Source organism: Corynebacterium sp. KPL4015, assembly GCF_040225725.1.
GTDB classification, from domain to species: domain Bacteria; phylum Actinomycetota; class Actinomycetes; order Mycobacteriales; family Mycobacteriaceae; genus Corynebacterium; species Corynebacterium rhinophilum.
The window spans coordinates 15,818-40,531 of sequence record NZ_JBEHGF010000010.1 but is presented as its reverse complement, the minus strand read 5'-3'; the positions used below and the strand labels follow the sequence as shown (position 1 = coordinate 40,531).

The following is a 24,714-nucleotide window of genomic DNA, read 5'->3' as shown; positions in this document are numbered from 1 at the left end:
GATACCTCGATGAGCGATTACCCTATTCACACTGGTGGAGATGACCCGAACAAGGTAGCCCTGCGCGGCTTGACCTTTGATGACGTGCTTCTTTTGCCCGCCGAGTCCAATATCGTGCCCTCCGAGGTCGATACCGGCGCGCAATTTACCCGCAATATTCGCCTGGGCGTCCCGCTGGCATCCGCAGCGATGGATACCGTGACCGAGGCCCGCATGGCCATCGCCATGGCGCGCCAGGGCGGCATCGGCGTGCTGCACCGCAACCTTTCTGCGGAAGCGCAGGCCGAGCAGGTAGAAATCGTCAAACGCTCCGAGTCCGGCATGGTCACGGACCCGGTCACCGCCCGCCCCGAGATGACTATTGGCGAGGTCGACGCCCTGTGCGCCCGCTTCCGCATTTCCGGCCTGCCGGTCGTGGATGAGGACGGCACCTTGCTGGGCATTTGCACCAACCGCGATATGCGTTTTGAGCCGGACTTTGACCGCAAAGTCAGCGATGTCATGACCGCGATGCCGCTCGTCGTCGCGCGCGAGGGCGTGTCCAAGGACGAGGCCCTAGAGCTGCTGTCGGCCAATAAGGTAGAAAAGCTGCCGATTGTTGATGCAAATAACAAGCTCATTGGCCTTATCACCGTCAAGGACTTCGTCAAATCCGAGCAGTACCCCAACGCCTCCAAGGATGCTTCCGGCCGTCTGTTGGTTGCCGCGGGCATTGGTACCGGCGAGGAGTCCTATCAGCGCGCCGCCGCGCTTGTCGATGCCGGCGTTGACGCCCTCGTCGTCGACTCCGCCCACGCACACAATAACCGCGTGCTCGAAATGGTCTCCCGCGTGAAGAAGGACTTTGGCGACAAGGTCGATGTCATTGGCGGCAACCTCGCCACCCGCGAGGCCGCCCAGGCGATGATCGACGCCGGCGCGGACGCCATCAAGGTCGGCATCGGCCCGGGCTCCATCTGCACCACCCGCGTCGTCGCCGGCGTCGGCGCGCCGCAGATCACCGCGCTGATGGAGGCCGCAGCCGTCGCCGCCCCCGCGGGCGTGCCGGTCATCGGCGATGGCGGCATGCAGTACTCCGGTGACATCGCCAAGGCGCTGGCCGCCGGTGCCGATACCGTCATGCTGGGCTCCATGTTCGCCGGCACCACTGAGGCGCCCGGTGACATCGTGGTGTACCAGGGCAAGCAGTACAAGCGCTACCGCGGCATGGGTTCCATGGGCGCCATGCAGGGTCGCGGGCTTTCCGGCGAAAAGCGTTCCTACTCCAAGGACCGCTACTTCCAGGCCGACGTACGCAGCGAGGACAAGCTGGTGCCAGAAGGCGTGGAGGGTCGCGTGCCCTTCCGCGGTGAGATCGATGCCATCGTGCACCAAATCATCGGCGGCCTGCGCGCGGCCATGGGCTATACCGGCTCGGCCACCTTAGATGAGCTCAAGACCAAGCGATTTGTCCAGATTACTGCCGCGGGCCTGAAGGAATCCCACCCGCACCACCTGCAGCAAATCGCCGAAGCCCCGAACTACCGCTAGGACAAACATGCGTGAATACGCCGAAATCGGCATCGGCCGCGAGGCCCGCCGCACCTTTGATTTAGACCAGGTCTCCATCGTTCCCCAGCGCCGCACGCGCTCGTCCAAGGACGTGGATACCACCTGGAATATCGATGCCTATACCTTCGATACCCCCTTCGTTTCGCACCCCACCGATGCGCTCGCCACGCCCGAGTTCATCATCGAGATGGGCAAGCAGGGCGGGCTCGGCGTCATCAATGCCGAAGGCCTGTGGGGCCGCCACGAGGACCTCGAGGGTGCGTTGGCGCGCATCTATTCCCAGCCGGGCGATAACTCCACCATTCAGGAGTTGCACGCCGCCCCGCTTGACGATGCCCTCCTTGCCTCCCGCATTGCCCAAGTGCGCGAGTCCGGTGTGACCGTCGCCGTGCGCGTTTCGCCCCAAAACGCCCGCGAGATGGCGCCGAAGGCCATTGCCGCCGGAGCCGAGCTACTGTTCATTCAGGGCACTTTGCTGTCAGCAGAGCACGTCGCCACCGGCGGCGAGCCGCTGAACCTGAAGGAATTTATCGGCTCGCTCGAAGTACCCGTCATCGCCGGTGGCGTGGCGGACTACACCACGGCGCTGCACCTAATGCGCACCGGGGCGGCCGGCGTCATCGTGGGCGCGGGCGTAACGACCAACGCGGAAACCGTCGGCATCGATACCGCCATGGCCACCGCCATTGCCGATGCCGCCGCGGCCCGCCGCGACTACCTCGACGAGACTGAGGGCCGCTACGTGCACATCATTGCGGATGCGGAATTCGATAACTCCGGGACCATCGCCAAGGCCTTCGCCTGCGGCGCCGATAGTGTTGCGCTCGGCCCCCTTCTTGCCCAGGCCCGTGAGGCAGGCGGTAGGGGATGGTATTGGCCGGCTACAGCAGGCCACCCGCGGTTCCCGCGCGGATACGCGCAGTTCGCCGGGGTCGATACCGACCTCGATGTGGATTTCCTTACCGCAGGCGACGCTGAGCCCGCAGCTGCGCCGAGCCTGGAAACCGTGCTGCACGGCCCATCCAGCGAACCATTCGGCCGCACCAACCTTGTGGGTGCGCTGCGGCGTGCCCTCGCAAAGTGCGGGTACACCGACCTGAAGTCCTTCCAGAAGGTCGAGCTCGCGGTTCGCTACTAAGTAGCGTGCGGCGCGCCTCGCACCGTGCAAGCCCGCGCCGCACGCCCCGAATCGCTTCATCTCGCGCAGCCGCGCTGCTGCGCAAGAGGGGCCCTTGCGCACCCCGATTCGCTTGCGCGCCCCGCGCCACCACGGCGCGAAAGCCGCCGCAATGCGCTACATGGGCAAGCGCTTCCTAGGCCGCGGGGCCTATGGGCTAGACTATGGGGCGTGACTAAGCCAAATACTACCCCGCGCCCAGTCCTCGTCGTGGACTTTGGCGCTCAGTACGCGCAGCTCATTGCCCGCCGCGTGCGCGAGGCCAAAATCTACTCCGAGGTTGTTTCCAACTCCGCCTCTATCGAGGAAATCAAAGCTAAAGACCCCGCCGCGCTTATTTTGTCCGGCGGCCCGTCGTCCGTCTATGCCGATGGTGCCCCAGCGCTCAAGCCTGAGCTGCTGGAGCTTGGCGTTCCGGTCTTCGGCATTTGCTACGGATTCCAGGCCATGAACCACATCCTCGGCGGTACCGTATCGTCTACCGGTGAGCGTGAATACGGCCGCACCGATATCGACGTCAAGGGTGGCATCCTGCACGAGGGCCTCGAGCCCACGCACAAGGTGTGGATGTCCCACGGCGATGCCGTCTCCGCCGCCCCCGAGGGTTTCGACGTAACCGCTACCTCCGCCGGCGCCCCCGTCGCCGCGATGGAGTGCCCGGCCAAGCAGATGGCCGGCGTGCAGTACCACCCAGAGGTGTTGCACTCGCCCCACGGCCAAGAAGTGCTCACCCGCTTCCTCACGGAGATCGCCGGTCTGGAGCAAAACTGGACCGCCGATAATATCGCCGAGCAGCTCATCGCGGATATCCGCACCCAAGTAGGCGAGGAAGGCCGCGCTATTTGCGGCCTGTCTGGTGGCGTGGACTCTGCGGTCGCTGCAGCTTTGGTGCAGCGCGCCATTGGCGATCGCCTGACCTGTGTATTCGTCGATCATGGCCTGCTGCGCGCGGGTGAGCGCGAGCAGGTTGAAACGGACTTCGTGGCCTCGACCGGCGCCAAGCTGGTTACCGCCGACGAGCGTTCGGCCTTCCTGCAGAAGCTCGCTGGCGTGAGCGACCCCGAGGAAAAGCGCAAGGCTATCGGCGCGGAGTTCATTCGCTCCTTTGAGCGCGCCGTGGCCGGTGTGCTTGACGATGCCCCCGCCGGCTCCACCGTCGATTACCTCGTCCAGGGCACCTTGTACCCGGATGTCGTTGAATCCGGCGGCGGCGATGGCACCGCCAATATTAAGTCGCATCACAACGTTGGCGGCCTCCCGGATGACGTCGAGTTCGAGCTCGTCGAGCCGCTGCGCTTGCTCTTTAAGGACGAGGTGCGCGCGGTGGGTCGCGAGTTGGGCCTGCCGGAAGAGATCGTCGGCCGTCAACCCTTCCCGGGCCCGGGCCTAGGCATCCGCATCATCGGCGAGGTTACCGAGGAGCGCCTCGAGACTCTGCGCCAGGCGGATCTTATTGCCCGCACCGAGCTGACCAATGCCGGCTTGGATGAGCAGATTTGGCAGTGCCCGGTCGTGCTGCTTGCCGATGTCCGCTCCGTCGGCGTCCAAGGCGATGGCCGCACCTACGGCCACCCCATCGTGCTGCGCCCAGTATCTTCCGAGGACGCCATGACCGCGGACTGGACCCGCTTGCCGTATGACGTGCTAGAGAAGATCTCCACCCGTATCACCAACGAGGTCAAGGACGTCAACCGCGTGGTCTTGGATTGCACCTCCAAGCCACCGGGAACCATCGAGTGGGAGTAAAACCCACAAAACGGCATGCGTAGAAGGCGCTCAGTACTTGAGCGCCTTTTCGCATACCTGCGGCTAGTTGCGGGGTGTTACGGGTGGCCGCCAGACGATGCGACCGCCCACTCTTTCTAGCCGCCCGCGCCGGGGCGGGGCATTGGGGTCGTCGTCGTTGATGCCGTTATGGTAAGCACAGCACACGACGAGGTTTTTCATATTGGTCTCCCCGCCGCGACTCCAGGCCGTCAGGTGGTGGACCTGGGATAGATCTGTCGGTTGGTTGCACCCGGGCCAGGCGCAGCGTGGATTTTCCGCGGCCGCCATCATTCTTTGTTTATCGGTGGCCACGCGCGCCGTGCGGTAGAGGTTGACCGGCCCTTCTACCGGATGCACGAGGGTGACATAACCCGTTTCGCCGTCCCCGCTGCCGCTGCCGTTGGCGTCGCCGTCGCCATTGCCGTTGGGGCTGGGGCCGGGGGCGGAATAGCCGGCATCGTTAAGCACGCGGCGCAAGTACTCGGTACCGGACATGGTCGCACCGTTGGTGAGATCGAGCTGCACGTCATCGCCGTGGCCATCGCGGATGCGAATGAATTTCTCCAGCGGCACGACGGCGTTGGTTACCACCGTGGAGCGCGCGGCGCTGCCGGCGCCGAAGAAGATATCTTCCACCGCCTGCAGCGGCTTTTTATCAGTGGCCGTAATCGCGCCCTGCAGATCCGCGATGAAGCGAGAGGTCCCCGTAATGGCAAGCGTCCAGTAGTCATTGGGCCGCCGGTACGTGCGCACGCCGGGGCTGACCGTGGACTTTTTCATCTCGCGCACCCGGCGCCGAGCGTGTTTGATGATAACGCTCATCTCCGCAGACATCGCACAGCATTCCGCACGCAGCTCCCACGCCTGTTTCTTGCTGGGCGCGCGATTAACTACGCGCTCGATGCCGGCCAGGAGGGAAATGGGGTGGGCGTTGGTGCGGGCATCGGCAATGGCGCGGCGCTGCATCCGGCTAAAGGCGGTGTGGCCGTAGTAGCTTTCGCACAGAAGGAGCAGGTCGGCGGCGATGGTATCGGGCGCGCCGCGCTCCATAAGCTCAGCCCCAGAGAGCCCGCGGCACGCGGCGATGATGTCCATACCGGGCGCGAGGGCGGTGAGGTAGGTCTCGAGTGCGTTCATGCCGCCTACGCTAGGGCGGTGTTAGCCCGCGCTCAATCGTTAGGGCAACCGCAAGGGCACAAACTGTGGATAACCCGGATCCGCAGCGCGAAAACCCGGGGAAATCCTGTGGAGAAGTCCCCGCAGTGTCGCATGGATTAGACAAAGGCCAGCCGGCGCGTGCCATCCACGTGGGGGAAGGCGATAAAACTGATGCATGAGACCGCAACCCACACCAGCGCCGAGCCCCACGCGGGCAGGCCCAGGATGGGCGCGAGCATGATGAGAAGCCATAGAATCATCAGCGGTACTAGCTGCGCGATGGTGGGGATGAGATCGGCATCGTGCCGGTCAGCATAGGAGCGCATCTCGCGGCGGTAGGGGTGGGCAAAGACCAAGACGAATGCCGCCACGAGGCAGACCGCGGCCCCAGATAGGGTGGCGAAGAAATGGGTGCGGGTGGTCAGTAGCGCGACGGTGGCGCCGATCAGGATGGAGGATCCGAGGCGCACCCACGGCGGGGTGGGGATGGGGGTTGGATTCTCGCGCATAGCACCGTAGGCCTCGTTCAGGTTCATGCGCTTAAGACTACCATTCGAACATACAGTTGCATGTGTCCGGTTGAGGGTTCATACTGTGTGGGTGAGTCAAACGAACGTTCGCCTAGAAAAAGCGGTGGCAGGGCTGGATAGGTCCGACCGCGTTGCGGTGCTGCGCGCCCGCATGCAGGCGATGGAGCAGGAAGACGAAGACGAGCTGGTAGATACCGTTCCCCAGCTGGCGCGGCTACTTCCCGCAGGTGGGCTCGCCCGGCGGAAGGTGGTCTCGTGCGCGGAGTGTCCCGCGCTCGTGGTGGAGCTTATCTGCCATCTTACGGCCCACGGGGGTCATGTGGGGCTAGTGGGGTGGCCGGATCTTTCTCTCGCACAAGTTGCCGAAATGGGGCAGCTCAACAACGTGGTCACCGTCCCCGATCCGGGCCTGGAGGCATGGGCGGTAACCAGCGTGCTGGCAGAGGGCATGGACCTTATCATCCACCACGGCCCGCCCGGCGAGCTGAGCCTGGCCAAGGCGCGGCCGGTGTGGGCGAAGATCCGCGGCGGGCAGGCCGCGGTGCTGACCGTGGGTGCGCGGCTGCCGGGCACCGCGGTGCGCATTGGGGCGGAGGTGAGTACGTATCGGGGCATCGGCAAGGGCAGCGGGCGCATCCGCGGCGTGGATATTGATCTTGCGGTGGACTCGAAAAAGGGCACCGCACGCGGGAGCCTTACCATGGGCGAGCCCCGCAGGTTGGCGGCCGTATGAGGGCGGCTGCGGTGTGGTTTCCGGATTGGCCCATCCAGGCGGTTGGGCAGGCAGGGCCGGTGTTGATCGCGCGCAATCACGCGGTGTTGGTCTGCGATAGTGCGGCGCGCCGGGCGGGCATTCGGCGCGGGATGCGCCTGCGCCAGGCCCAAGCGATTTGTCCTGAGGTAAAGGTGGTGGAGGCGAACCCGGATAGGGATGGAGCGGCCTTTGCGGAGATTGCGGCGGGCCTTGATGCCGTGGCCTCGTCCGTGGAGGTGCTGCGGCCCGGCCTGGCCATCGTGGATGCGGGCGCGGCGCTGCGCTATCACGGGCCAGAAGCACTGGAGATGCTTGCCGATGCCACCGCGCACGCCGGTTTTGATTCCACCCTCGGCGTGGCAGACGAGATTGCCACGGCCATCATCGCGGCCCGGCACCACGGGGTAGGCGCGGTGTTGCCGGAGGGCGAGTCGCGGGATTTCTTGGCCGCCCAGCCCGTGAGCGTTTTAGCCGCGGAGGCCGCGCTGGGGTTTTCTGCGGAATTTGTGGTCCAGCTGCAGAAATTGGGTGTGCGCCGGCTAGGTGATGTGGCGGAGCTGCCGTTTAAGCAGGTGGTTACCCGGTTTGGGCAGCAGGGAAAACGCGCGCACGAGGTAGCACACGCGCGGGCGGACCGGCGAGTATCCCCGGAAATGGCGCGGCCTGACCTGTCCGTTAGCAGCGAGCAATCCATCGAACGCGTGGATGCGGCGGCGTTCGTGGCCCGGCAACTGGCCGCGCAGCTGCACGTGCGGTTGGCGGAGGCGGAAGTGGTGTGCGTGCGCCTGCGCGTGGTGGCGGAGTTGGCTACTGGCGAAACCGTGGCTCGGGTATGGCGCACTCATGAGGCGCTCACGGAGCAGGCGACCGCGGACCGGGTGCGCTGGCAGCTGGATGGGTGGCTTACGGCGGCGCGGTCGAGCGGCAAGGACGGTGCCGCGATCGTGCGGCTGGTGCTTGAGCCGGTGGAGGTGGCTAGGCCGCAGGCCGATGGCCTCTGGGGCGGGGATGCCTCACAGGAACAGGTCAAGCGGGTGATTTCGCGCGTGCAATCGCAGCTGGGCATAGACCGCGTCTTGCAGCCGCGGGCCGCCGGTGGCCGTGGGGTGGCCGAGCGCATCGAGCACGTGCCCTATGGGGAGCAGCGCGATGCCACGCCGCAGGGCAGCTGGCCAGGCAGGATCCCCGCGCCGCTTCCCGCCCGCCTAGGCGGCGGGCCGAACCACCCGGCCGCGCGCATTCGGCTTATCGATGCCGCCGCGCGGGACGTCATCGTCACCGCCGAGGCCCTCCTATCCTCTGTGCCCGTGGCACTCGGGTGGGGCGCGCACCGCTACCGCGTTATCGGCTGGGCTGGGCCGTGGCCGGTGGATACGCAGTGGTGGACCGAACAGCCGCAGCACGCGGCGCGGCTACAAATTGTGGGCCAGGCTGAACGGGAGCAACGCCAGCGCGCCTGGCTCTTGGTGTGGTCAGAGGGGCGCTGGCGCGTGGAAGCGACGTATTAGGAGCGAATATCTACCACGAGGCGCGTGGGATTTTCTAGCACCTGCACGGAATAAGGCTTGCGCTGGTTCATACCGATGACAAACTGGCTGCGGCCCTCATAGGTGCGGCCGTTGACCACTTGGGTAATAACGCCGCCGGCGGGGGCATCGACGATGCCGATGCGCGGCTCGTCAATGCCGGCCTCAAACGGATAGACCACGCCATCGATATTGACATTGAGCGCGGTATCACCGGCATAGTTAATGGGTTGGCCGGAGCCTTGCTGCTTGGGGTTATCGGCGTAATCCACGAACCAGCCTGGGGAACCCTCGCCCTCGAGCTCGAAGACGGCGCGCTCGAAACCATCGTGCTGGCCCACGCGTACCTTGGTCACCACGAGCTCCGAAGGGGCTTCTGGGCGCAGCGTTTTCATGCTCATATCCGCCTCACCCAGCGGGTTGATGTGCGAGTTTCCCACAGAGGCCGCCATGGTGGTGTCATCCGCTGATTCGGTGCTGCAGCCGGTGAGGAGGGCTGCGGCGGCAAGCAGGAGTGAGAGGCGGGCTTTATACATGACCACTAGAGTATAATTTCCATTAATTACTGCCTAGCGTTGGGGGCAGATCTTGACCGAATTGTTGCCAAATATGTGAGCTGAGTTGCAGACGGGTTAGGCTAGGGTACATGACCGATTTCTGTTCAGATTACCAGGTGGAACCGCTGCCCGGCACAGCGAAAAAAGAGTCCGTGTTTGTCCTCTTTGAGTGGCCCGGCGGCTGGTCGCGCGACGTGCTTGATGGCGATACTTTTGGCCCAGAACTCACGGCCCAACTGAAGAAAAAACTCAAGGGCCAGGCCGGGCTGCAATTGATTCGCCGCCCCGGCCGCGATGGCCGCCAAATCGGCACCATGCACCGGTGTTACCTGGTGTGGGCTGAGCAGGGCGTGATGGAATTGGTCCTTTTGACCGGCCCGGAAAAGATTCTGGATCTGGATCTCTCCGCGCCGGGCCGCAATGGGGGAGGAACCCTCGATACGCCCCTGGTTTTGGTGTGCACCCATGCTAAGCGCGATAAGTGCTGCGCCGTGAAGGGGCGCCCGCTCGCCGCGGAGCTGGTGGAGGATTACCCGGATATGGTGTGGGAGACCTCGCACACGAAGGGGCACCGCTTCGCGCCCTCGGTCATGCTCATGCCGTGGGCCTATTCCTTTGGCCGGATGAATAAGGAAGCCGCCGCGCAGATGATTGCGGCGGCGGCGGAAGGGAAATATTTCTACCCGGTCAATCGCGGGCGCGGCATTTTCGGCCCGCGCGGCCAAGTGGCGGAGTTGGCGGTAGCGCGCGAGCTTATCGATGCCTCTGAGGACCTCTACTACGGCCAGCTCTACGCAGAAGACGAAAAGCAGGGCCCCGTGGTCACGCATGCCGATGGCCGGCGGTGGAGCGTGACGCTCGAGCAGCGCGCCGTGGAAGGAGTGGTTTCTTCCTGCGGCGACGCACCCAAGACCGGCAAGGCGCTTGTGGCCACGGATGTGGAGCTTATTAGCGGCGCATAACCTTGGAGGATAGCCAGTTGCCAAAGAACTGCGCTGCCTGCACCAGCACGATGATGATAAGCGTGGCCACGACGGTGACTTCCCACTCGAAGGCGCGGTAGCCGTAGACGATGGCGAAGTCACCCAGTCCGCCGCCGCCGACGTAGCCGGCCATGGCGGACATATCCACGATGGCGATAAACAGGAAGGTATAGCCCAGAATCAGCGGGCCGAGGGCCTCCGGGATAATCACGGAGGTAATGATCTTCCACGGTGAAGCACCCATGGCGCGGGCGGCCTCGATAACGCCTGGGTCGATGGCCACGAGGTTTTGTTCCACCACGCGCGCTACGGAGAACGTGGCGGCGATGACCATCACGAAGGTGGCCGGTTCGCGGCCGATGGATCCGCCCATCACGGCGACGGTGAGTGGCTGCGCAAACGCCAGCAAAATAATAAACGGGATGGGGCGAACGAAGTTCACCAGCAGGTTGACCACCAGGTAGACGGCCTTATTTTGCAGGATGCCGCCCGGGCGGGCGGTGTAGAGCAAGATGCCGAGCCCCAGGCCCAAAATGCCGGCGACGACGAGGGTGGTCGAGACCATGATGAGGGTGTCGACGATGGCATCGACAAGCGATCCGCCCAAGCGGTCCCAGTCGGCGGCGGCGAGATAGTTGACGTTCATCGTTCAATCTCCTCAATTTGAGTGGTGGCAGATAGGGCGCGGTAGAACTCTTCGATGGCGGCATCGTCACCGCTCAAGCGCACGGTGAGCTTGCCAAAGGAGTGCTGTTGCAAGGTGGTAATACCGCCGTGGACGACGGCGATGGATACGCCCGCATCCTTCAGCTTGGCGGCGGCGCCGAAGAAGCCGGATTCCTCGGTCAGGTTGATGGTAAACAGGCGGCCTTCATGAACGAGCAGGTCATCGGTTTCCACCACGTCGGGCTCATTGCGCAGCGAGGTAGCGACGAACTTGGCGGCCACGGCGGTCTGGGGATTGGAAAAGACCTGGTAGACGCTGCCTTGTTCCACGACGTGGCCATTTTCCATCACCGCAACCTTATCCGCGATGGAGCGCACGACCTCCATTTCGTGGGTGATGACCACGATGGTGATGCCGAGCTCCTTATTCACCCGGCGTAGCAGGTCGAGGACCTCTTGCGTGGTGGTGGGGTCGAGGGCGGACGTGGCTTCATCGGCAAGCAGCAGCGAAGGATTCGTGGCCAGGGCGCGCGCGATGCCCACGCGCTGCTTTTGGCCGCCCGAGAGCTGTTCCGGGTAGCTTTTCCCCTTATCTCCCAGGCCAACGAAATCCAGCAGCTCCTGCACGCGCTGTTGGCGCTCGCGCTTGCCGATGCCCTGCAACTGCAGCGGGTACTCAATATTGCCCGCCGCAGTGCGGGAGTTCATGAGGTTAAACTGCTGGAAGATCATGCCGATATTGCGGCGGATGCCGCGCAGCTTCTTTTCGGACATGCCGACGATATTCTGGCCATCGAGCAGCAGCTCGCCGGAGGTGGGCGTATCCAGGCCGTTGATCATGCGGACCAAGGTGGATTTACCGGCGCCGGAGTAGCCGATGATGCCGATGATCTCGCCGGAATCGACGGTCAAGGAGACATCGTCAAGAGCTTTGACCTCGGCCTTTTTCTGTTGGAAGACCTTGGTGATATTGCGGAACTCAATGCGAGTGCCGTTCTGGGTGGAATCTGCCACGGGTTGCGTCCTTAGTGAGGAAGTGCCAAACCCCGCCGGGGTGAAAACCGGCGGGGTAGAAGGCAAGGGTGATTAGTCCAAATCTGCTTCGAGCTTGTCCAGGATTTCCTGGAGTTCTTCTGGGGTGCGCTCGACCTCGACGGAGGTACCTGCGGAGTCCTCGTCGACGCCCTTTTGTACCGCATCGGAGTGCCACAGCTCGGCGAGCTTCTTGATGTCCTCGTTATCGGCGTCTTCCTCGCGAACGGCAAAGACGTTGATATAAGGCTCAGCCTCTTCGGAGTTCGGGTCATCCTGGAAGACGGCGGTGGCCGGGTCGATGCCGGCGCGCTCCAGGAAGGAGTTATTGATAATCGCCGGGGTGCCCTCGCCGTGCGCGGATGGGGTCTGGGCTGCATCGACCGGCACGACCTTGACCTTGGACTTCTTCTCATCGATGTCCAGCGGCGTTGGGGTGATAAGCCCGTCCTTCTTCAAGGTGATAAGGCCAGCCTGGACCAGCACGTTGATGGCGCGGCCCTGGTTGGTGGAGTCATTCGGGATGGCAACTTCTTCGCCCTCAATGCCATCGAGGGAGTCGTGGCCCTTCCAGAACAGCGCCAGCGGCACGATTTCGGTGGCGACGATGGGGACCAGGTTGGTGCCATTGCCGTGGTTGTACTCGGCCAGGAACTTCAGGTGCTGGAAGTTATTGGTGTCCAGCTCGCCCTGGTTTAGGGCCTGGTTCGGGGTGTTGTAATCCGAGAAAGACTTGATGTCGATGTCGTAGCCGGCGTCCTTGGCTTCTTGCTCAAAGGCAACCCAGGCCTGCTTTGCATCATCGGTGGTGCCAACGGTGATGGTCTTGTCATCATCTGCGTCGGAGGAGCAGGCCACAAGGCTGGTGGCGGCGACGGTAACGGCGGCGGTAGCGGCCGCTGCGCGACGAATCTGCATGAGGTCCCCTTACATGTAGGAGTTTAAATAAATTGACCGTTTAGCAATCTAGCAATAAGCGAACCGCTTTGTCTATTGAACGCGTCTCATTGTGACGGGTTGTATAGAACATTAATTCGACATTACCCTGTGAAGGGTGAAATTTAATGGTGGAAAGGCGCTGCTGTGGTCGCGTTTAGAAAGGATACTATCCGGCAAGGACACCGCCGTGCCCGTCGCCGTGCATCACCTCGGCGGCGGCGATGAGCCTGTCCAGCGCGGGCGCTCCGCCGTGCCCTTTGCGGAGCTGCACGCGGTAAGCTCCTATAGTTTTCTCGACGGTGCCGCCGAGCCGGAAGAGCTGGTTGCCCGCGCCCTAGAGCTTGGCCTCGAGGGGCTGGCGGTTGTGGATCGGGATGGCTTCTACGGCCTGATGAAATTCGCGGAAGCCGCAGCTAAGGCCGGACTTTCGGCCATATACGGCGCGGAGCTTTCCCTCGCGGAGGCCCCGGTGACCGTGCTGGCGCGCACCCCGGAAGGTTACCGCCGTCTCTCGCGCCTTATCGCCCGCGCGCGGATGGATGCCGGTGAGAAGGGTGGCGTTGCCTACCCGCCCCTAGGCGCCGTGGCGCGCGAGCTAGAAGGGGAGTGCTTTTTCCTGCTGGGGTGGGAGGCTATACAAAAAATCGATCACGTTCTCGAAAGAATAAAAATAGACAGCATAGTTCTCGAATATGCGTGCACAATGTCTCCCGAAGATGCGGATCACCACCGTTTCCTGGATAAGTACAATAATCTCCGCGCCATCGCAACCGCTCGACCTGCGGCAGCGACGCGCGACCAGGTACGGCTCGCCGCTGCCAAACGCGCCCTGGCGCACCGCCAATCCTTAGAGGAAGCCGCACCGGATGCCCACCCGATGGGCGCAGGCTGGATGCGCTCCGGCGAACAGATGGCCCAGTTGCTTCCAGGCCGGCCCGAGCTTATCGCCGAAACCGTCCGCCTTGCCCGCGAGTGCTCCTTTACCTGGGGTGCCCTCGCGCCCAACCTGCCGGACTTTGTCGTGCCAGAGGGGCATACCGAGATGAGCTGGCTCGAACACGAGGTCTGGCGGCGCGGTAAAAAGCGCTATGCCTCGCGCCCGCCCGAAATACAGGCCAAGGCGAAAAAGCAGATGCGGCACGAGCTGGGCATCATCAAGCAGCTGGGCTTTCCGGGCTATTTCCTCATCGTCTGCGACCTGGTGGATTTCTGCCGCCAGGAAAATATCCTCTGTCAGGGGCGCGGCTCGGCAGCTAATTCCGCCGTCTGTTTCGCGCTGGGCATTACCAACGCCGAGCCCATTTCGGCGCAGCTGCTCTTCGAGCGCTTCCTGTCGCCGGATCGCGATGGCCCGCCCGATATCGACATCGACATCGAATCCGGCCGGCGCGAGGAGGTCATCCAATACGTCTATCGCACCCACGGCCGCGACCGCGCCGCACAGGTGGCTAACGTCATTACCTACCGCCGCAAGGGTGCTACCCGCGACGCCGCCCGCGCGCTGGGCTACCCACAGGGCTCGGCCGATGCGTGGTCGAAGGGCATAGCCGAGCCGCCTGCCGATGTCTCCTTACTCGCCGAGCAATTCCTCGACCAGCCGCGCCACCTCGGCATCCACTCTGGCGGCATGGTCTTATGTGACCGGCCAATCGCGGACGTGGTGCCGATGGAATGGGCCCGCATGGAAGGCCGCTCCGTGCTGCAATGGGATAAGGACGATTGCGCCGCCGCCGGGCTGGTGAAATTCGACCTGCTGGGCCTCGGCATGCTGGAGGCGCTGCACCACATGATCGATGCCGTGCGCACCACCACCGGCCGCGAGGTGCGCCTGTGGGAACTCGACCTAGCCGAGCCCGCTGTCTATGACATGCTCTGCCGCGCTGATGCCGTCGGCGTCTTCCAAGTGGAGTCCCGCGCGCAGCTGGCCACGCTGCCGCGGCTCAAACCGCGCTGTTTCTTCGACCTTGTGGTGGAGGTCGCGCTCATTCGCCCCGGCCCCATCCAGGGCGGTTCCGTGCACCCCTACCTGCGCCGGCGCGATAGCCTCGAGCCCGTGACCTATGACCACCCGGTGCTGGAGAAATCGCTGGGTAAAACCCTGGGCATCCCGCTTTTTCAAGAGCAATTGATGCAGATTGCGGTGGATGCCGCCGGTTTTACCGGCGCCGAGGCCGATGACCTGCGCCGCGCCATGGGTTCGAAGCGCTCACCGGCCAAGATGGCCGCGCTGCGCAGCCGCTTTTTCGAGGGCCTGCGCGCCACCAACGGCATCGACGGTGAAGTCGCGGAGAAGCTCTGGGCCAAGATCGCCGCCTTTGCCGCCTACGGTTTCCCGGAATCGCACTCGCAGTCCTTCGCCTCGCTGGTGTATTTTTCCGCGTGGTTCAAGCACCACTACCCGGCGGAGTTCTGCGTGGGCTTGCTGCGCGCGCAGCCCATGGGCTTTTATTCGCCGCAGTCGCTCATTCAGGATGCCCGGCGCCACGGCGTGCGCGTGCTGCCGGTGAGCATCAATGATTCCGGCGCGCAGGCCAGGGCGCTGCCCACCGGCGAGATCCGGTTGGGCCTCAACCTCATCAAGGGGCTGGGGGATGAGGCCGCCGAGCGCTTGGAGGCCACAGCGCCTTTTAGCAGCGTCTCCGATCTGTCGCGCCGGGCGGATCTTAGCGTGGAGCAGGTGGAGGCGCTGGCCACGGCGGGGGCGCTGGAGTGCTTGGGGTTGGAGCGCCGCCAAGCGCTTTGGCAGGCTGGCGTCGCCGCCACCGAGCGCGAGGGCATGCTGCCCGGCACCTCCGCGCTCGCCTCACCGCACCTGCCCGGCATGTCGGTGTTCGAGCTGATGGCTACCGATGTCGCCGCCACCGGCGTCACCCACGATAAGCAGCCTATGGAGTTAGTCAGGGCCGCGCTTGGCGATGTCCTGCCTTCCTCCCGCCTTCCCCACGTCCCCGATGGCACCCGCGTGCGCATCGCCGGCATCATTACGCACCGCCAGCGCCCGCGCACCGCCTCCGGCCTGACCTTTTTGGGAGTGGAGGATGAAACCGGACTGATGAACGTGATGGTCTCGCCCGGGCTGTGGTCCCGCCAGAAGGTGCTCGCCCGTACCGCCCGCGCGCTTATCATCCGCGGCATCGTGCAAAACGCCACCGGCGCGGTAAGCGTGGTCGCGGATAAGCTCGAGCCGCTGGACTTTGGTGATTTCCTCTCGCGCGGCTCCCGGGATTTCCGCTAGTTTTCTCCGCATCGAAGCCCAAAAGCGGTGGCCAGGCCGAGAAAAACATCGCCGGCCGGTACTAGACGCCGGCGGCGAGTTAGTTAGCCATTAGGAATTCTTCCTATAGATTTCCGTGGACGTAGGTCAAAGTACTGCATAAACCCAACATAATGACAAGGTTTTCTATTCCACTTCGAAGATATCGCCCGGCTGGCAGTCCAGTGCCGCACACAGTGCTGCAAGGGTGTTAAAGCGTACGGCCTTGGCGCGATTATTCTTCAGAACGGACAGGTTAACTGGGGTGATACCTACCTCTTTGGCGAGCGCCGCTCCGGTAATACCGCGCTCTTCCATTATCCGGTCGAGGTGGCAGATCACCTGGGGTTCTTGCTCCTCAGACAAGGCCTTCAACCTCCTCTTCGAGCTTGCTGCCGCGCTTGATGGCAACTGAGAAGAGCTGGAGAGTGCAGACAAAAAGGTAGGGCAGCGCAAGCTCGCCTAATGGGGTTCCGCTCTGGTTGGCCCACCAGTCAATGTCGAGCTGCGAGGAAGCCCAGTTATTGCCCATACCTTCGAGTGGGAAGCGTCCGATAAACCAGACAAGGATTCCGATGGTCATGCCGTTAAGAAAGCGGATGTTTTTCGTATTGAAAACCTGCCCACGAAGCATCGGTTTGACCAAACGGTAGGCAAAGAACGCGATAATCAAGATTCCTGCAATCTTGACGACGAGCCCCGCAGTGAGCATCCAGAATGGCCCGCCGTCGAGGTTGTGCTTGCTTAGGCCTTCCGGGATGGCCGCACTCAGTGCGGTGGAAAAGCGTCCGGTGGCAAGGTCGCGCAGGTAGGTGGGGCCGAGGATGATAATGGTGAACAAGCAGAGGGTGGCCGCCGCGGTAATTTCGCGGCGCTCAGTTTGGGAGGTGGGTTGCGGGGTGGTCATGACAATCCTTTCCGTCGATTCCTTATCGACTTTCGATGTTGTCGTAATTCGATAATATCGATTAACGATAAGTTGCGCAAGGGTGCGAGCCCGATTGCTACTGTCAATAGCTATGAGCGAAGAAATGAACCCCGTCTCGCCGCGTTTGGTGAAGGTGCGCTACATCCGCCACCTGGGCTGGACGGTTATTTCCGCCGCGGCGGCCGCAGCGGCAGGGTACTGGTGGACCCCGTGGTTCTACTGGGCGGCGGGGCTCTTCACCGTCCTCTTTTTCTGGCTGCTCTGGCTCATTCCGGCCCAAGTGCGCCGCATGGGCTGGTGCGAAACCGACGATGAGCTGCTCATTACGCGCGGCAAGCTGTGGCATTCTTTCACCGTTGTGCCCTACGGCCGCATCCAGTTCGTGGACGTGACTGCCGGCCCCCTCGAGCGCGCCTTCGGGCTCAAGGAGCTGCAGTTGCACACCGCCTCCGCAACCACGGACGCCACGGTGAAGGGTTTGGAAGCCCCGCTTGCCGATGCCCTCCGCACCCGCCTCACCCACCACGCCCGCGAACGGATGAGCGGGCTATGAGGTACCACCGCGTCCACCGCTTGACCCCGCTACTGCGGCTGTGGTCGGTCATCCTGGCCGTCATCGCGGCTTTTGCCTTAAACGTCAATATGGAGGCGCTGCGCGGAATCTTTGCCTTCGTTACCGGCGAACACAGCGCCGCGGACCTGCGCGATATCGGCCTCGCCCTAGCCGGATTCATTGCAGTATGCGCGGTGGTTTGGCTCGTATCCGGCGTGTGGTGGCGCCAGATGGGCTACCGGCTGGGCGAGGAGGAACTCACCTTGCGCCGCGGGGTTATTTCGAAGCAGCAGCGCACCGCGCGCTATGACCGCACGCAGGCGGTCGACGTCGTCGAGCCCGTTATCGCCCGCCTTTTCCGGCTCGCAGCCGTGCGCGTGGAAACGGCCGGCGGGCAGTCGTCCGCCATCGAAATCGCCTTCCTGAAAAAGCGCGATGCCGAGGCCCTGCGCGCCGAAATCCTCTCCCGCGTCCACGGCGAGCCGCGGGAGCGGCCGACTGAGGAGCAGCCAGCCGAAGAAGAGGACAACGTCCTTATCCCCGAAATCCCCATCGCGCGTTCCCTGGCCGCGGCCGCTTTGCACGTGTCCACGATCGTCCTCATTGCGGCCCTTGTATTCCTCGTGGTCACACCGATGTCCCTGACCATCACGCTGCCTATCCTTTTGGCCACCGTCCCGCGCGCCTGGAACGTGATTGACTCCTCGTGGCGCTATACCGCCAGCCTTGAGGATGGCGTGCTCAATATCACCTACGGCCTTGCCGATCGCCGCCGCCAAAACATCCGCCTCGAGCGCATCCACGCCGTCCAAGTCACCCAGCCCTTCCTGTGGCGGCCCTTCGACTGGTACGAAACGCGCGTGTCGGTCGCCGGCTACGGCGGCATGGCCAGCGGCGAGGGATCGGGATCGACGCGCATCGTGCCCGTCGGCAAGCGCAGCCAAGCCCGGCAATTCCTGCCCGCCGACGCCGCCCCGACCTATGCCTCGCCCGCGCGCGCCAAATGGGTCTCGCCCATCGATTACCGGCAGCAAACCGTCGCGCTGACCGGCGACTATGTCATCGTGCGCGCCGGCCGCTTCAACCGCCGCGTCCAAGCCATCGAGCTGCGCCACATCCAGGAACTCACCCTGCGCCGCGGCCCGATATCCCAGCTGCTCGGCCTAGCCACGGTGGAGCTCGACCTCGTGCAGGGGCCCGTGTCCATGGCGGCGCGCAACCTCGCGCTTGCCGATGCCCACGCGCTGCTTAACTGCCTGCGCTCCCGCGACCTGCCAGAACTTACACCGCTCCCTTAAAACCAAGCTGGCGCCACGCCTCAAAGACCGCGGTAGACGCGGAGTTGGAGAGGTTCATCGAGCGCCTGGCCGGGATCATCGGAATGCGCACCTGATCGGTGATGCGCGGATGGTTGACATGCTCATCTGGCAGGCCGGTCGGCTCCGTGCCAAAGAGCAGCACGTCGCCGTCCTGGTACTCAACCTCCGTAAACCACTTATCCGTATGCGTGGTAAAGGCGAAAACGCGCGCGCCGGGCAGTGCCTCCATGCACGCGTCGAAATCCTTGTGGATCTGCACATCTGCCAGGTCGTGATAATCCAGCCCGGCGCGCTTTAAGTGCTTATCGTCAAAATTAAACCCCAGCGGCTCAATCAGGTGCAGGCTCGCGCCTGTCACCGCCGCGGTGCGAATGGCATTGCCGGTATTGGTCGGGATGACGGGATTATCAAAGACGATGTGCAGCTGGCTCATGCCTTCAGTCTAGGATGGGGGCTATGAGCGCTACCAAACTAGATGGCACCTTGTACCGTGACGAGATTTTTGCGGACCTCGCTGAGCGCGTGGCCGCCCTGAAGGACAAGGGGATAACCCCTGGCCTGGCCACCGTTCTGGTGGGTGAGGACCCAGGCTCCCAGTCCTATGTAAAGATGAAGCACCGCGATTGCGAAAAGCTGGGCATCAACTCCATTCGCAAGGACCTGCCGGCGGATATTTCGCAGGAGGAACTCGAGGCGGTCATCGATGAGCTCAATGCCGATGACGCCTGCACCGGCTACATCGTCCAGCTCCCGCTGCCCAAGCACTTGGATGAAAACGCCATCCTCGAGCGCATCGATCCGGAAAAGGACGCCGATGGTCTCCACCCGGTCAACCTGGGCAAGCTCGTTCTCAATGAGGAAGCCCCGCTGCCGTGCACCCCGAATGGCTGCCTGCACCTGCTGCGCCGCTTCGGCGTGGAGCTGGGCGGCACCAAGACCGTCGTCATCGGCCGCGGCGTGACCGTCGGCCGCCCCATTGGCCTGATGTTGACCCGCCGCAGTGAGAACTCCACCGTTACCCTCTGCCACACCGGCACGAAGGATCTTGCCGCCGAAACCCGCAATGCCGATATCGTCATCGCCGCCGCCGGCCAACCGCACATGCTTACCGCGGACATGATTAAGGAAGGCGCCGCGCTTCTCGATGTCGGCGTATCCCGCGTCGACGGCAAGCTCACCGGCGATATCGCCCCCGATTGCTGGGATAAGGCTGGGTTCGTCTCGCCCAACCCAGGCGGCGTCGGACCGCTCACGCGGGCCTTCTTGGTGCGCAACATCGTTGAGCGCGCGGAAAAGCTGGCGTGAATTTAGACAATCCCCACGACGCGCACCTGAAACCGTCCCCGCTGCCCGCTTCCGTGCAGTGGGTGGCCATCGGGCTCTTCATCGCCGGGGTGGCCTTGTCCGGCGGCTATGCCATCTTCGAGTATTGGCGCCGAGCTACCTTCTTGCTCGGGCTCGCGCTGCTGTGGCTGACGGTGGTGCGCCTGACGTGCGATTCGCGCCGCGTCGGCGTGCTGGCGGTGCGCTCGCGCCGCTTCGATGCCACCTTTACCGGGGTCATCGGTGCGCTGATGGCCTTTCTCGCCTACTCCGTGGACGCGCTGGGCAGCTAGTTATCCACAGGTGATTGTTTCAGTATCACCAATCTGCGGCGTGTCGCGCGGCTATCCACAGCCGCCGCGCACTTGGCCTCGCGCCCTCAGCTACCCGCGGTTTAGGCTCGGGGCCATGATTTCGGATTACCTCGCAGCGATAAACTCCCCGATGGCGCTCATCGGGGAGTGCGCTGGGCTATCCGAAGCCGAATTGGTAGACCGCGGTTTTAGCGATAAAGAGGCAGCGGAATTCGCGCGCTTGGCAGATACGTATTTTGGCAAGACATCGTTTAGCGCCAAGCAGCGCGCCGCCCGAACGACCGCGCTCCCGCTCGATGCGCTGAAAATCATCGAGGTGCACGCGCAGAAGCTGAAGACCCAGCGCGCGGCGTGGGCCCTGCGCGAGGAGCTGTGCCGGCTCAACGTTTCTACCAGCGAGATAGAAAAGCGCGCCCGCCGCCGCGTCAAGGAGGAGCGCACACAGAAGCGCGCGGAGGGCGTGCGTCTTACCCGCCGCACCGATGACCTGTGGACGCTGACCATCACCGCGGAATCGGGCCTGGTGGCTGAGATTAATAACCACGTCTCCACCGTGGACGATGCGCGCCGGGTATTTGCAGAGGGCGCGGCCGCCTCCACCATCACTACTAACGTGGTCCTCACGCTAGATGACATGGTGAAGGTTACCCACGGCGAGGACGACGTCACCCTGCAGCTGACTAACGGTGCCACCATCACCGGTGCGCAGCTAGCGGAGCGCGCGCTTGCCGATGCCGGCCTCATCACCCTCATCCACCCCGTCACCGGCCCCGTGAACCTGTACCACACGCGCCGGCTGGCCACCTGGAAGCAGCGGCAGATGGCGATGGCCGAAAATCCGGTGTGCCCGTGGCCTGATTGTCATATCCCTGCCGATGAATGCCAGGTTCACCACCTGCAACCGTGGCTGCTCGGCGGCGAGACCAACTCCGAGAACTTGACCATCGCCTGCAAGTATCACAACGCCGTCAACGACGATGACCCAAATGCCCCGCCCCGTCGTGGGCGCCTAGAGCGCCACCCGCACGAAGGCATCGTGTGGCGCCCGCCCTGGGCCCGATAAAGAACATTGCCGAAGCCAGCGCAGTTAAACCTGCGCCGCTCCGGCGATCCTTCTGTATGCCTTCTGCAAGGAGTCCGGGCTAGCCACTTACCGTGCCCCCGTTCCGGACCCCGCCACTATCTGCCTCGCGCCGCGTCCCGTTCGTGCGTCGAGCCACCAGTGACCGTAAACCGCTGGCGTAGGCGATGCGGAATTGCGCACGCGCCGGCGTGTAGGCGGGGTTGGCTAGATGGCGTAGTCGATTGTGCTGTCCGCGTCCAGCGGGTGCGGTTGGGACAGGGTGAGGAAGTTGCGCAGGATGCGGTCCATCTGGCGCGACTCCGTGAGGAACGCATCGTGGCCGACGGGAGAGACTACCTTCGCCATGGCCAGCAGGTTGCCTAGGTTCCGAGAGAGGTGTTCCTGCTGGTGATAGGGATAAAGGATGTCCGTATCGACGCCCACGACCATGGTCGGTACCTGCGAAGAACCCAGCGCGCGGTTCAGGCCGCCGCGGCCACGGCCGATGTCGTGGCGGTTGAGGGCCTCGGTAAGTGTGACATAGGAGCCGGCATCAAAATGATCCGCCAGCTTCGAGCCCTGATAATCCAGGTAGGAGTTCACGGCGAAGCGCTGGTCGTGCCGGCGATAGGGCCCGAGGGGTTCTTCGTCGGTTTGGGCCTGAACACCAAAGCGCTCATCAATTTCCTGCTCGCCGCGATACGTCAGGTGCGCGATGCGCCGCGCCGCCGCGAGTCCCTCGCGAGGGCGCTGGGAGGAGGAATAATAGTCGCCGCCGTGCCAGAAGGGATCGCGTTCAATCGCGGAAATCTGCGCCGACTGGATACCAATCTGCCACGCGGAGGCGCGCGCGGAGACGGCGATAACGCACGCAGCATCGACCGCCTCCGGGTACATCAGCGTCCATTCCAAGGCGCGTGCACCACCCATAGAACCGCCGATAATCGCATGTACGCGCGTTATTCCGAGTTCTTCCAGCGCCTTTTTCTCCGCGGCCACCAAATCGCGAATGGATAGCGCCGGAAAACGCGATCCCCAACTGCGGCCATCTGGATGCGGGGAGGAGGGGCCGGTGGATCCATTGCAGCCACCGAGTGCGTTCATGGCGATAACGCACCACTTCGTCGTATCCAGCGCCTTGCCTGGGCCAATGAGATCGCACCACCACTCGGCCACATCGGCGTTGCCGGTCAGCGCGTGTTCCACCAAGATGACGTTATTTCCGCCGTGCGGATCGCCGAGGAAATGGCCGAAGCGGTGGTAGGCGATGTGGGCATCGGAAAGCGTGGCGCCTGCTTCGGTGCGAAAATCGCCGATACTTATACAGCTCATGCCAGTGCGTTAAATCCCAATTCGAGGTCAGCAATGATGTCGTCGATATCTTCAATGCCCACAGACAATCGGATGGTCGACTGCGCAATGCCCGCCGCGGCAAGGGCAGCATCATCGGACTGCGAGTGCGTGGTGGTCGCCGGGTGAACGGCGAGCGAGCGGGTATCGCCGATATTGGCGAGGTTGGAGTGGAGTTTCAGGGCATCGATAAACGCCCATGCTTCCTCGCGCCCGCCGTCGATATCGAAGGACAGCACGGAGCCGGTATAGGAGTAACCCAGCTTCTCCTTGATCTTCTTATACGGCGAGGAATCCAGGCCGGCGTAGTTGACCTTCGTCACCTTGGCGTGGCCTTCCAGGTACTCGGCCACGGCTTGGGCGTTGGCATTGTGCTTGTCGATGCGCAGCCCTACCGTCTCAATGCCATTAAGCGTCAGCCATGCATTGAACGGAGAAATGGCGGCGCCGGTATCGCGCAGCAGGCCGGCGCGGGCCTTGAGCGCGAAGGCGGGGGCGCCGAGGTCGGCGTACTTCAGGCCGTGGTAGGCCTCGTCGGGGGTGACGAAGTGGGGGAATACCGGCTCGCCGTCGCGCTCGACGGTCCAGTCGAAGGAGCCGCCGTCAATAATCGCGCCGCCCACCGCAGAACCGTTGCCGGTGTAGAACTTCGTGGTCGAAACCACGACGATGTCCGCGCCCAAGTCGAGCGGGCGGGCCAGCGCTGCGGTGGCGATGGTGTTATCCACGATGAGCGGGACCTGGTTAGTGTGCGCGACCTCGGCGATGGCGGGGATATCGAGGACATCGGCTACCGGGTTGCCAAAGGTCTCGCCGTAAAAGGCCTTGGTATTAGGCTGTACGGCGTCCTGCCAGGACTGGGGGTCGTCCGGGTTTTCCACGAGGGTGACGTCGATGCCAAGGCGCTTGAGCGTGACGGTAAAGAGGGTGGAGGTGCCGCCGTAGAGGCGCGGGGAGGAAACGATGTGATCGCCTGCCGAGGCGAGGTTGAAAATGGCCGCGGTCTCTGCGGCCTGGCCCGAGGCAAAGGCCACGGCGGCCACGCCGCCTTCAAGGGAGGCCAAGCGCTCTTCCAGCGCATCCTGCGTTGGGTTGGTCAGGCGGGTGTAGATGGGGCCTGCATCGGAGAGGTTAAAGCGGTTGGCCGCGTGCTCGGCGTCATCAAAGACGTACGAGGTGGTTTGGTAAATCGGCACATTGCGGGAGTTGTGCGCGCCGTCGAGGTTTTGGCCTGCATGAACGGAGCGGGTGGCGAAGGACCAGTCTGCGTTGGAGTTATCGTATTTCGTCGTCATGCCACGCAAGACTAGACCAAGCGGTATGTAACGTACAGCACCCCGCTGCGAAACCGCAGGGTAGTCAGAGAATAAAAATAGACTAAGCGGTAAATTTCTCGCCTGGATTTAGCCGCTTATAGCCCTGTACTCCGGCTTTGGTGAGCATGGTGTCGAAGGCGGTGCGGCCGACATCGGAAAGCACGGCGTCATGGATGGGGATCGTGACCGCGGCGCCGACGCGCTGGGCATAATCGGCGGCCTCCGCGGCCTTTACCCAGGGCCCAGCGATGGGCAGGAGCAACACGTTGGCCGGGTGATCGATGTACTGATCGCCCGGGTGGAGCAGGCCACCCAAGTAGTAGCCCACGTTGGCCGGGCGCGGGATATTCGGGTGGATCGGCGCGTGTTGGCCGCCGAGTACTTCGATGTCGAGACCGGCGACGGTGATGGTCTCGCCCGGTGCAACCGCGGTACCGCGCCCCAGCTGTTCGCAGGCTTCGGCGGGCGCCCAGAGTGGGGCATCGGGAAGCCGGTCCGGGTCTAGGTGATCTGCATGCGCATGGGTAATGAGCACCGCATCGGCGTCGGGAAAGGCGGGCGTCATGGTTCCGGGATCGATGAGGATACGCCCGCCCGGCGCCGCAACTGCGACGCAGGCGTGGCCAAGCAAGCTAAATTCCATGCGTCCTAGCCT

General features: G+C 63.6%; 24 protein-coding genes. 12 read left to right on the top strand and 12 right to left on the bottom strand.

What is annotated here, in order from left to right; translation table 11 throughout:
• The first annotated feature begins 9 nt into the window (after positions 1–9).
• From guaB to guaA, 3 genes are all read left to right on the top strand, one after another.
• Positions 10–1,530 (top strand): IMP dehydrogenase, encoded by a 1,521-nt coding sequence (gene guaB, locus ABRP64_RS05425; RefSeq protein ID WP_284770152.1) that lies wholly within the window; start codon positions 10–12, stop codon positions 1,528–1,530.
• Between the two features lie 7 nt (positions 1,531–1,537).
• Positions 1,538–2,689: a GuaB3 family IMP dehydrogenase-related protein gene (locus ABRP64_RS05420; RefSeq protein ID WP_349865727.1), complete on the top strand. Its 1,152-nt coding sequence runs from the start codon at positions 1,538–1,540 to the stop codon at positions 2,687–2,689.
• A 210-nt stretch (positions 2,690–2,899) separates the two neighbouring features.
• Positions 2,900–4,474 (top strand): glutamine-hydrolyzing GMP synthase, encoded by a 1,575-nt coding sequence (gene guaA, locus ABRP64_RS05415; RefSeq protein WP_296086873.1) that lies wholly within the window; start codon positions 2,900–2,902, stop codon positions 4,472–4,474.
• 63 nt (positions 4,475–4,537) lie between these two features.
• Here guaA and ABRP64_RS05410 read toward each other — a convergent pair whose 3' ends face one another.
• Positions 4,538–5,632 (bottom strand): HNH endonuclease signature motif containing protein, encoded by a 1,095-nt coding sequence (locus ABRP64_RS05410; RefSeq protein WP_349865726.1) that lies wholly within the window; start codon positions 5,630–5,632, stop codon positions 4,538–4,540.
• Between the two features lie 137 nt (positions 5,633–5,769).
• On the bottom strand, positions 5,770–6,189 hold the full coding sequence (locus ABRP64_RS05405; protein ID WP_005281427.1) for a hypothetical protein: 420 nt from the start codon (positions 6,187–6,189) through the stop codon (positions 5,770–5,772).
• 64 nt (positions 6,190–6,253) lie between these two features.
• On the opposite strand from ABRP64_RS05405, the gene imuA' reads away from it, so the two are divergent.
• Together imuA' and ABRP64_RS05395 are read left to right on the top strand one after the other, a co-directional pair.
• Complete coding sequence (gene imuA', locus ABRP64_RS05400) at positions 6,254–6,916, top strand: DnaE2-dependent mutagenesis accessory factor ImuA' (protein WP_349838163.1); 663 nt, start codon at positions 6,254–6,256, stop codon at positions 6,914–6,916.
• A complete protein-coding gene (locus ABRP64_RS05395) occupies positions 6,913–8,445 on the top strand; it encodes a DNA polymerase Y family protein (protein WP_349865724.1) in 1,533 nt (510 codons plus the stop codon). The genes imuA' and ABRP64_RS05395 overlap by 4 nt, the downstream gene beginning before the upstream one ends.
• On the opposite strand, the gene ABRP64_RS05390 is transcribed toward ABRP64_RS05395, so the two are convergent.
• Positions 8,442–8,999, bottom strand: coding sequence for an AMIN-like domain-containing (lipo)protein (locus ABRP64_RS05390; protein WP_284770146.1), 558 nt, complete (start codon positions 8,997–8,999; stop codon positions 8,442–8,444). The two genes, ABRP64_RS05395 and ABRP64_RS05390, sit on opposite strands and share 4 nt — an antisense overlap.
• A 110-nt stretch (positions 9,000–9,109) precedes the next feature.
• On the opposite strand from ABRP64_RS05390, the gene ABRP64_RS05385 reads away from it, so the two are divergent.
• Positions 9,110–9,982 carry a ferredoxin family protein gene (locus tag ABRP64_RS05385; RefSeq protein WP_284770145.1) on the top strand — a complete coding sequence of 291 codons (873 nt, stop codon included), beginning with the start codon at positions 9,110–9,112 and terminating at the stop codon, positions 9,980–9,982.
• Here ABRP64_RS05385 and ABRP64_RS05380 read toward each other — a convergent pair.
• From ABRP64_RS05380 to ABRP64_RS05370, 3 genes are all read right to left on the bottom strand, one after another.
• Positions 9,969–10,649: a methionine ABC transporter permease gene (locus tag ABRP64_RS05380; RefSeq protein WP_005277229.1), complete on the bottom strand. Its 681-nt coding sequence runs from the start codon at positions 10,647–10,649 to the stop codon at positions 9,969–9,971. The genes ABRP64_RS05385 and ABRP64_RS05380 overlap by 14 nt on opposite strands.
• Complete coding sequence (locus tag ABRP64_RS05375; RefSeq protein ID WP_349865722.1) at positions 10,646–11,683, bottom strand: methionine ABC transporter ATP-binding protein; 1,038 nt, start codon at positions 11,681–11,683, stop codon at positions 10,646–10,648. Before ABRP64_RS05375 ends, ABRP64_RS05380 begins: the two co-directional genes overlap by 4 nt.
• Positions 11,684–11,755: 72 nt before the next feature.
• Positions 11,756–12,619, bottom strand: a complete 864-nt coding sequence (locus ABRP64_RS05370; RefSeq protein WP_023016795.1) for a MetQ/NlpA family ABC transporter substrate-binding protein — start codon at positions 12,617–12,619, stop codon at positions 11,756–11,758.
• A gap of 136 nt (positions 12,620–12,755) precedes the next feature.
• Here ABRP64_RS05370 and ABRP64_RS05365 point away from each other — a divergent pair, with 136 nt between their 5' ends.
• Positions 12,756–15,875 carry an error-prone DNA polymerase gene (locus ABRP64_RS05365; protein WP_349865720.1) on the top strand — a complete coding sequence of 1,040 codons (3,120 nt, stop codon included), beginning with the start codon at positions 12,756–12,758 and terminating at the stop codon, positions 15,873–15,875.
• A gap of 165 nt (positions 15,876–16,040) precedes the next feature.
• Here ABRP64_RS05365 and ABRP64_RS05360 read toward each other — a convergent pair whose 3' ends face one another.
• Both ABRP64_RS05360 and ABRP64_RS05355 read right to left on the bottom strand, forming a co-directional pair.
• Positions 16,041–16,268, bottom strand: coding sequence for a helix-turn-helix domain-containing protein (locus ABRP64_RS05360; RefSeq protein ID WP_005277240.1), 228 nt, complete (start codon positions 16,266–16,268; stop codon positions 16,041–16,043).
• Positions 16,252–16,800 (bottom strand): hypothetical protein, encoded by a 549-nt coding sequence (locus tag ABRP64_RS05355; RefSeq protein WP_349865718.1) that lies wholly within the window; start codon positions 16,798–16,800, stop codon positions 16,252–16,254. The genes ABRP64_RS05360 and ABRP64_RS05355 overlap by 17 nt, the downstream gene beginning before the upstream one ends.
• 112 nt (positions 16,801–16,912) lie before the next feature.
• Here ABRP64_RS05355 and ABRP64_RS05350 point away from each other — a divergent pair, with 112 nt between their 5' ends.
• Both ABRP64_RS05350 and ABRP64_RS05345 read left to right on the top strand, forming a co-directional pair.
• The gene (locus ABRP64_RS05350; RefSeq protein ID WP_284796218.1) at positions 16,913–17,374 is read left to right on the top strand and encodes a PH domain-containing protein; all 462 of its coding nucleotides are present in this window, start codon (positions 16,913–16,915) and stop codon (positions 17,372–17,374) included.
• Entirely contained in the window at positions 17,371–18,672 is a 1,302-nt protein-coding gene (locus tag ABRP64_RS05345; RefSeq protein ID WP_349865715.1) for a PH domain-containing protein, read from the top strand. Before ABRP64_RS05350 ends, ABRP64_RS05345 begins: the two co-directional genes overlap by 4 nt.
• On the opposite strand, the gene ABRP64_RS05340 is transcribed toward ABRP64_RS05345, so the two are convergent.
• The gene (locus ABRP64_RS05340; protein WP_284781890.1) at positions 18,656–19,126 is read right to left on the bottom strand and encodes a tRNA (cytidine(34)-2'-O)-methyltransferase; all 471 of its coding nucleotides are present in this window, start codon (positions 19,124–19,126) and stop codon (positions 18,656–18,658) included. The genes ABRP64_RS05345 and ABRP64_RS05340 overlap by 17 nt on opposite strands.
• Before the next feature lie 23 nt (positions 19,127–19,149).
• Between ABRP64_RS05340 and ABRP64_RS05335 the strand changes: the two genes are divergently transcribed.
• From ABRP64_RS05335 to ABRP64_RS05325, 3 genes are all read left to right on the top strand, one after another.
• A complete protein-coding gene (locus tag ABRP64_RS05335) occupies positions 19,150–19,998 on the top strand; it encodes a bifunctional methylenetetrahydrofolate dehydrogenase/methenyltetrahydrofolate cyclohydrolase (protein ID WP_284781889.1) in 849 nt (282 codons plus the stop codon).
• Positions 19,995–20,309: a DUF3017 domain-containing protein gene (locus tag ABRP64_RS05330; protein ID WP_284781887.1), complete on the top strand. Its 315-nt coding sequence runs from the start codon at positions 19,995–19,997 to the stop codon at positions 20,307–20,309. The genes ABRP64_RS05335 and ABRP64_RS05330 overlap by 4 nt, the downstream gene beginning before the upstream one ends.
• A 115-nt stretch (positions 20,310–20,424) precedes the next feature.
• Positions 20,425–21,393: an HNH endonuclease signature motif containing protein gene (locus ABRP64_RS05325; RefSeq protein WP_284770137.1), complete on the top strand. Its 969-nt coding sequence runs from the start codon at positions 20,425–20,427 to the stop codon at positions 21,391–21,393.
• Positions 21,394–21,618: 225 nt separating this feature from the next.
• Here ABRP64_RS05325 and metX read toward each other — a convergent pair whose 3' ends face one another.
• The 3 genes from metX to ABRP64_RS05310 form a co-directional block, all read right to left on the bottom strand.
• Complete coding sequence (metX, locus tag ABRP64_RS05320; protein WP_284770136.1) at positions 21,619–22,725, bottom strand: homoserine O-acetyltransferase MetX; 1,107 nt, start codon at positions 22,723–22,725, stop codon at positions 21,619–21,621.
• Positions 22,722–24,038 (bottom strand): O-acetylhomoserine/O-acetylserine sulfhydrylase, encoded by a 1,317-nt coding sequence (locus ABRP64_RS05315; RefSeq protein ID WP_284853400.1) that lies wholly within the window; start codon positions 24,036–24,038, stop codon positions 22,722–22,724. Before ABRP64_RS05315 ends, metX begins: the two co-directional genes overlap by 4 nt.
• Positions 24,039–24,120: 82 nt before the next feature.
• Complete coding sequence (locus ABRP64_RS05310; protein WP_284781884.1) at positions 24,121–24,702, bottom strand: MBL fold metallo-hydrolase; 582 nt, start codon at positions 24,700–24,702, stop codon at positions 24,121–24,123.
• Between the last annotated feature and the right edge of the window lie 12 nt (positions 24,703–24,714).